Genomic DNA, 8,437 nt, shown 5'->3' with positions numbered 1-8,437 from the left:
CTTGCCACCTACGTATTACCGCGGCTGCTGGCACGTAGTTAGCCGTGGCTTTCTAGTTAGATACCGTCACACGCATAACAGTTACTCTATGCGCTGTTCTTCTCTAACAACAGAGTTTTACGAACCGAAATCCTTCTTCACTCACGCGGCGTTGCTCCGTCAGACTTGCGTCCATTGCGGAAGATTCCCTACTGCTGCCTCCCGTAGGAGTTTGGGCCGTGTCTCAGTCCCAATGTGGCCGATCACCCTCTCAGGTCGGCTATGCATCACGGCCTTGGTGAGCCGTTACCTCACCAACTAGCTAATGCACCGCGGGTCCATCCATCAGCAGAAGCCGAAGCCTCTTTTCCTTCTTCAGTCATGCGACTAAAGAACCTATGCGGTTTTAGCATCCGTTTCCGAATGTTATCCCCCTCTGATGGGCAGGTTACCCACGTGTTACTCACCCGTTCGCCACTAGATTGACCAGTGCAAGCACCGGTCGCTCTCGTTCGACTTGCATGTATTAGGCACGCCGCCAGCGTTCGTCCTGAGCCAGGATCAAACTCTCATGAAAATACTTTTCATAAGCTTTTGAAAGCTCATTTAATTACTGACTTATTGTTTTTCTCCTTAGAGAAAAGAAATTGTTGTTTCTTCACTTTCGTGAAGTCCCTACACATTTGGTTTGTCTTCTTTGTTTAGTTTTCAAAGGTCAACGTCGCTTATCGCAACAACTCCTATATATTATCATAGGCGTTTTTGTCTGTCAACATATTTTTTTAGTAATTTTCAAACGCTTTAAAAGCGAACGTTCGTTAACAGTGTTTATAATTTACCATAGTTTTTTTTTCTTTGCAAGTCCATTTCTTAACTTTTTTTATATTTTTCGCAAAAAAGAGACTGTAGTTTTTTAGGCTACAGTCTTTCACATTATTGAACGGTTCCAGAAGTAATTTCCTTACCATCACTAACAATTTTATATTTACCCGTTGGTTGAGTATTAGTTAAACTAAATGTTAAATTCACACTTGTATCTTCGCTAATTTCTAAAGTGTTATATACATTTTGAAGCTGGTTTACCGAATCTTCAATGTAAATAGAAATTTTATTAGCTTTTCTATTCGAATTGTTTGTTGATTTTTGATATGGGATTACTATTTGTTTTGTTACTGTGTGTGCTTTTTTTCCTTTTGATAACACAATCGTTAAAGGTGTACCTTTTTTAATTTCTAAACCTTCACGGATCGATTGACTAATAACAGTATCTACTGTTGCATCATTTTCTTCTTCTGTAATTGTTAAGTTTAAATTATTGGCACTAGCATATTCAATGGCCCCTTCTCGAGTATATCCTTTCAAGTTTGCCATTTTAATTGAATTTTCACCTTTACTTACTACTAATGTTATAAGAGTATCTTTGCCCTCCACTTTTTGATTTGGTGCAATACTTTGAGAGATAACTTTTCCTGATTCTACACTATCGGAGTTTTCATCTTTTCTCTCTACTGTAAATCCTAATTTCTTTAATTCATCTCTTGCAGTTTCATAAGTTTTATTTCGATAATCTTTCATTGTTACTGCTTCTTTACCAGAACTTACTTTAAGCGTAACTTTTGACTTTTCTTTTACGGTACTTCCAGCCTTTGGATTAGTTTCAATAACTTTTCCACTTTCTACTTCATCAGATTGTACTTGTATTACATCTGTTACACTTAATTTTGCATCTGCAAGTTTAATCTTAGCTGCTGCTTCTGTTAAATTCGTTACATCCGGTACTTGAACTTCTTTTGGACTTGTTTTGAAGAATAAAAATGCCATTATTCCCACAATCGATATCGTCAGTAATAATGCTACCCATGGCCATCTTCTCTTCTTCTTAACAGTTTTTTCTTCATCCATTTCTACTATTGGTATTTCACGACTCGATTGAATTGGTTTGATTTTTTGTGTAGTAATTGGAGATAATACTTTTGTTTCTCCCGAAAAGCTAGTTGGTACAAATTTCTTTTCATATAATCTTGTTGAATCTAAACAAGTTTTTAAATCTTGAAACATTTCATAGCAACTTCTATATCGATTCATTGGATCTTTTGCAGTTGCTTTTAAAACAATATTTTCCAAACTTTGTGGAATCATCACTGATGGATTCATGACAGGAGGTAATGGCTCTTGAAAATGCTTCAGAGCAATCGACACAGCCGACTCCCCATCAAATGGAACTCTTCCTGTTAACAATTCATATAACACAATTCCTAAAGCATAAACATCAGTTTGAATCGTCGCCATTCCACCTCTTGCTTGCTCTGGTGATAAATAATGAACTGATCCTAACAATGTATTCGTTTGAGTTAAAGAAGTATCGGATAAAGCAACGGCAATACCAAAATCTGTTATTTTAACATTTCCTTCACGATCAATTAAAATATTTTGTGGTTTTATATCTCGATGAATAATTCTATTTTGATGAGCTGCAGCAATTGCTGAAACAATTTGCATCATAATACGAACGGCTTCTATTGGATGTAAAGCACCTCTTTGTCGTATATAATCTTTCAAATCAGTTCCTTCGACATATTCCATCACAATGTAATTCATCTCTTGTGACTGACCAACATCATAAACACCTACAATATTTGGATGTGTTAATTGTGTTGCTGATAATGCTTCACGTCTAAATCTTCTCATTGCATCATCATTTTGTCGAAAATCTAATCTTAAAACCTTGATTGCTACTAATCGATCTAAAATTAAATCGTTCGCTAGGTAAACCGCAGCCATTCCACCGGTACCGATTAAAGATTGAATTTTATAACGTCCATTTAATGTTTTTCCAGCTTCTAGCATTAGGCTACCTCCTCTTGTAATTGTATTTTGGCAATTGCAACCGTAATATTATCACGACCACCTGCTTCGTTAGCTGCTTCGACAGTTTTTTTAACTTGTTTTTCTATATCAGAATAATGATTCATTACATTTCGAATTTCTTCTAGCGATAACATATCACTCAATCCATCACTACATAATAGTAAAGTATCATCTTCTTTGACAGTCATTCTGACAAAGTCAATTTCTACTACTGAAGTAACACCTAGTGATTGAGTTACAATATTTTTATTGGGATGATTTTTTGCTTCTTCTGGTGTAATTTCTCCAGATTTCAACAATGCGTTGACTAAACTTTGGTCTTCCGTTAATTGTTTTAATTGGAAATTTCTTAGCACGTATGCTCGACTATCTCCTACATTTGCAATCATTAATTGATTTCCAATTACAATGGCTGCCACCAGAGTAGTTCCCATCCCATACAAATCCTCATATTGTGTGGAACGTGAAAGAATATCATTATTAGCTTCTTCAATCTTATGAATCATCCATTGGTAGACTTCTTCAATATCATCTAAATCCATTTTTTCCCATGCTTGACCAATTGACATAAGTGCCATTGAACTTGCAACTTCACCAGCATTATGACCTCCAATACCATCGCATACCATCATAAGCGGGATATTATTTTTGCTTTCAAAGTATCCTGCAGTATCTTCATTTACTTTTCTTCTTTGGCCAACATCACTTTTGATGGCAAATTTCATACAATCCCTCCTTGATGTTTAGGATTTTTTAACTAGTTTACAAATATAAAAACCATCACTATTAAAATCACTCGGTAATATTGTAATATCTTTTGTCTCTTGATGAATCCACTTTCCAATCGCTTCAATTTCAAACTCTGGATTTACTTCTAAAAATTGATTCACTAGTTCTCTATTTTCTGTTCTGTTTATTGTGCAAGTGGAATATACTAGACTTCCCTTTGATTTTACCATTTTTGACGCAGATATTAAAATATCAAGTTGAATTTTTTCCAAACTCTTTAAATCTTGTGCTTCTTTTGTGTATTTAATATCCGGTTTACGACGAACTAATCCTAACCCCGAACAAGGTACATCTACAAATACTGCATCAAAACTTTCAGTTGGAAAGACATCATGAACGGTACGGGCATCTAATACTTTCATCGAAATGCAATCTTCCACTTGAAGTCTTTTAGCATTTTCTTGAATTTTCTTTAATTTATGTTCGTATAAATCTAAGGCATCTACATGTCCGCCCTTTGATGCATCTAAATAACTTGCAATATGCGTCGTTTTCCCACCGGGTGCTGCACATGTATCAAGCACTTTATCCGTTGATTCTAAATTAGCAACTTGCGCCACTAATGAAGAAGCTTCGTCTTGAATCGTAATAAGTCCTTGCTCAAAAGCTTTCGATTGAAAAACATTCCCTTCTTCAACAATTAAACATCTATTCGATAAGGCACTTTTTCTAGTCTGAACTCCTTCTTCTAATAGGAGTTGTTTCACTTGTTCTTGCGATAAATGATTTGGTTGAATACGAACACTTACACTAGGCGCTGTTAAAATAGACTCAGAAATTTGTTGCGCGGTTTCTTCTCCATACTGCTCTTTAAATAATCGATACATCCATTTTGGAATACTATACTGCACACTCATTCTTTCGTCTACATCTTTTATTTCCTCAAAACTTCTCAAATCATTTCTTTGGAAATTTCTTAGTACACCATTAACGAATTTTGCAATCCCTTGATGTCCACGTTTTTTCGCAATTTGTACTGCTTCAAAAATCGCTGCATGATCAGGAATTTTATCTAAAAATACCATTTGATAGATAGAAATTCTTAGCAATTGTTTCACCCATGGTTGAATTTTCTTTGCTTTTTGAATATAAGGCGCTACATAAAAATCGATTGTCATTTTTCGCTGGATCGTTCCATAAAACAATTCGGTTAACAGACCTTTATCTTTTGCAGTCCATTTTTGTTGTTCAATTACTCTTTTCAAACTAATGGTTGAATAAGATTGATCCTGTTCCACTTGAACTAATAAGTCTACAACTGCATTTCTAACCTTATCCATGATTTACCCCTTCAAAACAAGCTTTTTCTTCAATAACAGAAGCAAAACCATTCATAAAGGCATCTGAACTCATTTTAGCTTTTCCTGCAAGTTGTAATTCAATAATTTCTAATACTGTTTGATTTCCACACGCTACATACAAATGATGATTTCCTTCAAATAAAGTTCCAGGTTGTTCATTAGTCGTTTTATCAACCAATTTCACTTGCCAAATTTTCACTCGTTCTCCATTTAATACAGTAAATGAAGTTGGCCAAGGTCGTAACCCACGAATAAAGCAATCCACCATTTTGGCTTCTTTTGTCCAATCAATTTGTTCTTGTTCACGTGTAATATTTGGTGAATACGTTACAAACTCTTCATCTTGTACAATTTCAGTAATTGATCCATCAAAGATTTGAGGTAATGTATCTAATAATAATTCCGCCCCTACAACACTTAATTTTTCAAACATAGAAGCAACATCATCAACTTGTTCAATTGGAATAGAACGTTGTGATAAAATATTTCCCGCATCCATTTTGCTAACCATTCTCATAATCGTTACACCTGTATGAGAATCTCCATTCATAATAGCGTAATGAATAGGTGCTCCCCCACGGTATTTTGGTAATAAGGATGCATGAACATTGACAGCACCCTGTTTTGGAAATTCTAAAAATTTCTTCGGTAAAAACTGACCATAAGCAGCTGTTACAATTAAATCAGTATCTAAAGTCATTAATTGTTCTAATTCTTCTGAACCTGTTAATTTTTCCGGTTGATATACAGCAATATTTTGCTCTAATGCATATTTTTTAACGGGTGATGGCGTAATCACTTTTTTACGTCCAACTGGTCTATCTGGTTGAGTCACAACCGCAATCACTTCATATTCTTCTGAACTGACTAAAGCATCTAAAACTTTTGTTGAAAATTCGGGTGTCCCCATAAAAATAATTTTTTTCAAAATTCCACTTCCAATCTTTATAAAAAATATTGAGGTTCTACATCGATGGATACCGCTACTTTTGATTGCAGAGTCGATTGAGTATTCACTAAGACCTCATGTAATAAAATATCTAATACTGGATCTTTTTTATATTTAATTATTAATTGATAATAATAACGATTATTCATTCTAGCAATCGATTTTGCACTAGGTCCTAATAATACGGATTGAGAAGATAATTTACCTTCCAATACCTTTTTTATTTCATATGCCTGTTTTTGTGCAGCATATTCTTGTTCACTAGAAACTGTAATCATCACTGTAAAATAATACGGCGGATAATGAGCAAGATGTCTCATTTTCATTTCTTGAGCAAAGAAAGCCTCGTAATAATGATGTTGGGCTAATTGAATCGCATAATGTTCTGGATTATACGTTTGAATAAATACCTCTCCAGCCTTATCTCCTCTACCAGCTCTTCCTGCTACTTGCGTTAATAATTGGAAAGTTTTTTCAGCCGCTCTAAAATCGGGAATATTTAAAGCTGTATCTGCATTGACGACTCCTACTAAAGTAACATTTGGAAAATCTAATCCTTTAGCAATCATTTGTGTTCCAATTAAAATATCCGCTTTTTGTTCTTCAAATTGTTTTAACAACGCTTCATGTTGTCCCTTTTTACGAGTTGTATCAACATCCATTCGAATAACTCTCGCAGTTGGCAATAATTGTTCTAATTCTTCTTGAAGTTTTTGAGTTCCCGTTCCGAAATAACGAATTTGTCGGCTATGACATTTCGGACAGTGATTTGGAATCCCTTCTTCATGCCCACAGTAATGGCATTTCATCACTTTTGTATCCATATGAAGCGTCAAAGAAATATCACAATTTGGACATTCCAATACATAACCACAATCTCGACACATAATAAAGGACGAATATCCTCTTCGATTTAAGAGCAACACACTTTGCTCTCCTTTTTCTAATCGGTCTTCTAACGCTTGTAATAGACGTTTAGAGAAACTTCCCTTTTGTGCCAGAAATTCTTGTTTCATATCAAGCACATGAACTTGAGGTAATGGTTGATGTTTAGCACGCTTTGTTAAACGTAATAAACGATAAACTCCCTTTTCCGCTCTTGCTCGAGATTCTAAACTTGGAGTTGCACTACCAAGTACGACAGGGCAATGATGATATTTCCCTCTCCAAATCGCAATATCTCTAGCATGATAACGTGGAGTATCTTCTTGTTTATAAGTACTTTCATGTTCTTCATCTAAAATAATAATGCCAATATTTTCTAATGGAGCAAATACCGAAGATCTTGCTCCAACAACAATGTCTGCTCTACCTTCTTTTATTTTTTGCCATTCATCATGTTTTTCTCCAGGATTCAAACCGCTATGTAAAACAGCTACTCGATTTCCAAATCGTTCTTTGAAACGTTGTACCATTTGAGGAGTTAATGAAATTTCTGGAACAAGCATCATAGCGCTTTTTCCTTTTTGAATGGCTTCTCCAATCCATTGAAGATATACTTCCGTTTTCCCTGAACCGGTCACGCCTTGCAATAAATAAACATGAGAAGCATCATCCGCTTCTTCTAACACTTGTTGAAAGACTTGTTTTTGCTCATCATTTAATTCAAATGGTTTAGAGTGGACAATTTTTCTTCCTGCATAAGGGTCTCTATCTACGGCTCGTTTTTCAAGCGTAATCCATCCTTTATCAATAGCTTTTTTCACATCTGCTGAAATAACATTAAAGTGAGTCATAAATTCAGCTTTCGCAATTTCTGTATTCTCTAAACTGGATAAACCTTCCAGAAATCTTAATTGTTTTGCCGCATTTTTGGGAACTTGCTTCATCATTTCCAAATATTCTTCAGGTAAATACGATAACACAATCCAATCTTCTGTTTTAATCTGTTTACGATCTTCTACTAATGTTTTAGCTTTGATAATTCCTTTTTGTTTTAAACGTAGTAACTTCGCTAGTGTTTCCTTTGACATTTCATCCGTTACTTCAATTTCAGTTTGTCCTTTAAAAACTTCTTGATAAACCTCTTCGTGTTCTTGGGGATTTTCCAATATAAAAAATTTTCTTGTTGTAGTTTTTAACATCGCCGGCAACATTGTTTGATAACAGTGAATTAAAAAGGCGAATAAATGATTGGACATATATTCCCCTAATTCAATCATTTCTTTTGAGAGAACAGGTTCAAGATCCATCAATCGTTCAATTTCTTTAAACTCACCTTCAAACTCTGTTGTAGGAGAAATAGAAACAACAAAGCCTTGCACACTTCTTCCTGCAAATGGAACAACTACTCTCATTCCCACTTCAATTTCTCCATCGAAAATTTCAGGAATGATATAATCAAAAGTATGATTCACTTGTTTTACTGGAACATCTACAATTACTTGTGCAAACATGATTTCACCTCGCTTTAGAGGTATACTTACCCCAATTTACATCATAAGAATAGTGTATCATCTTTTTCAAAAAATAGAAAACCATTTATTCAGTCTTAAATTTTATTTATAAAAATAAAAACCTTGAGGGGATTTCTCCACTTCAAGGCTTATTT

Annotated in this window: 5 protein-coding genes and 1 rRNA gene; all 6 read right to left on the bottom strand. The window is 34.8% G+C overall.

Going from position 1 to position 8,437, the window contains the following annotated elements; translation table 11 throughout:
- Positions 1 to 556, bottom strand: a 16S ribosomal RNA gene (locus tag RWM24_RS07675); the annotation flags it as partial.
- A gap of 356 nt (positions 557 to 912) precedes the next feature.
- Positions 913 to 2,826 carry a Stk1 family PASTA domain-containing Ser/Thr kinase gene (pknB, locus tag RWM24_RS07670; RefSeq protein WP_314113109.1) on the bottom strand — a complete coding sequence of 638 codons (1,914 nt, stop codon included), beginning with the start codon at positions 2,824 to 2,826 and terminating at the stop codon, positions 913 to 915.
- A complete protein-coding gene (locus RWM24_RS07665) occupies positions 2,826 to 3,572 on the bottom strand; it encodes a Stp1/IreP family PP2C-type Ser/Thr phosphatase (RefSeq protein ID WP_314113107.1) in 747 nt (248 codons plus the stop codon). Before RWM24_RS07665 ends, pknB begins: the two co-directional genes overlap by 1 nt.
- Positions 3,573 to 3,590: 18 nt before the next feature.
- A complete protein-coding gene (gene rsmB, locus RWM24_RS07660; RefSeq protein ID WP_314113105.1) occupies positions 3,591 to 4,916 on the bottom strand; it encodes a 16S rRNA (cytosine(967)-C(5))-methyltransferase RsmB in 1,326 nt (441 codons plus the stop codon).
- Entirely contained in the window at positions 4,909 to 5,865 is a 957-nt protein-coding gene (gene fmt, locus RWM24_RS07655) for a methionyl-tRNA formyltransferase (protein WP_314113103.1), read from the bottom strand. Before fmt ends, rsmB begins: the two co-directional genes overlap by 8 nt.
- 17 nt (positions 5,866 to 5,882) lie before the next feature.
- Complete coding sequence (gene priA / locus RWM24_RS07650) at positions 5,883 to 8,282, bottom strand: primosomal protein N' (protein ID WP_314113102.1); 2,400 nt, start codon at positions 8,280 to 8,282, stop codon at positions 5,883 to 5,885.
- Positions 8,283 to 8,437: the final 155 nt, after the last annotated feature.

It is taken from the genome of uncultured Granulicatella sp. (genome assembly GCF_963516875.1).
GTDB lineage: Bacteria > Bacillota > Bacilli > Lactobacillales > Aerococcaceae > Granulicatella.
This window is presented reverse-complemented; position numbering and strand designations above follow the sequence as displayed.